This window comes from Flavobacterium frigidum (genome assembly GCF_048286795.2).
The window spans coordinates 1-1,388 of the sequence record NZ_JBLVPT020000040.1 but is presented as its reverse complement, the minus strand read 5'-3'; the positions used below and the strand labels follow the sequence as shown (position 1 = coordinate 1,388).

Genomic DNA, 1,388 nt, shown 5'->3' with positions numbered 1-1,388 from the left:
TGTCCCGTCCTGAAATAGCGATACACAAAAAGTATCCTAATGGAAAAACATAAAGAAACACACTATGTGAAGCGGACTCAAAAAGATTATTCAATGTCTTTTAAATTACAAATTGTTCAAGAAATTGAACGAGGACAACTTACAGTTACAGAATCCACAAAGACTTATGGCATTCAAAATAGATCAACTGTTGTTAAATGGCTTAGAAAATTCGGTAACTTTGATTGGGAAAACCAAACACCATTTACTATGTCAAAGTCGCCAGAACAAAAGATAATGGAACTTGAAGCCAAAGTAAAACTTCTAGAGAAACAGAAGTCTTTTTTGGAACGACAGGCTTTTGTTGCAGATAAAAAAGCAATCATTTTTGATATGATGATTGATATTGCTGAAGAAGAATATAAAATTGACATACGAAAAAACTCTCCACCCGAACAATCGACCATTTTACACAAGAAGAACAACAAACAATAATGTTCGCCTGTAATTTGTTCGGGATAGACAGACAGGTTTATTATCGAAGGACTAAAAGAAAAATAAATAAGGAAGCCAAAGCAATTGAAGTAGTTTCAATGATTCATCAAGTTAGGCAATCAATGCCTAGACTTGGTGGTAAGAAATCATATCACATATTAATGGATGATCTTAAATCAATGAAAATTGGAAGAGATAAATTATTTGATATACTCAGAGCTAATCATTTATTGATACAGCCAAAGCGTTGTTATCACGTAACCACTAATTCTCATCATCGATTTAGAAAACATAAAAACCTAATTCTTGATTTAGAAATAAATAGGCCTAATCAAGTTTGGGTATCAGACATAACATACATCGGAAAACGAGAAAAACCATGTTATTTAAGCATTGTTACAGATGCATATTCTAAGAAAATTATGGGGTATTACGTTGCTGACAACATGAATACAGAGAGCAGTGTTAAGGCTCTCAATATGGCTATAAAACAAAGAAAGGGTAAAGAAACACCATTGATTCATCATTCAGACAGAGGACTACAATATTGTGCGAATGATTACCAAAACACACTAAATAAAAACGGAATACTACCAAGTATGACACAAAACTCTGACCCATATGAAAATGCAGTAGCGGAAAGAATAAATGGAATATTAAAACAGGAATTCATGATTGATAAATACAACCTAGATTTAAAAATCATGAAACAAATTGTAAAAGAATCAATCAGTATATACAATGAATTAAGACCTCATTATTCTAATTTCATGTTGACTCCAAATAAAATGCATATACAAAGTCAAATTAAAATGAGGACATATAAAACAAAAAACACTTGCAAAAACGTTTTTGCAAGTGTTTAATTAAATATTTTTATCTAATAATCTGTATCGGTTATTCAGGACAAGACA

The 1,388-nt window shown here is 31.3% G+C and carries 2 protein-coding genes; both read left to right on the top strand.

The genetic code is table 11. The annotated features are described in order from the left end of the window. The first annotated feature begins 39 nt into the window (after positions 1-39). Positions 40-474 (top strand): transposase, encoded by a 435-nt coding sequence (locus tag ACNQGB_RS15970; protein ID WP_472777150.1) that lies wholly within the window; start codon positions 40-42, stop codon positions 472-474. Next, a complete protein-coding gene (locus ACNQGB_RS15965) occupies positions 474-1,340 on the top strand; it encodes an IS3 family transposase (RefSeq protein WP_417948150.1) in 867 nt (288 codons plus the stop codon). Before ACNQGB_RS15970 ends, ACNQGB_RS15965 begins: the two co-directional genes overlap by 1 nt. The last annotated feature ends 48 nt before the right edge of the window (positions 1,341-1,388 follow it).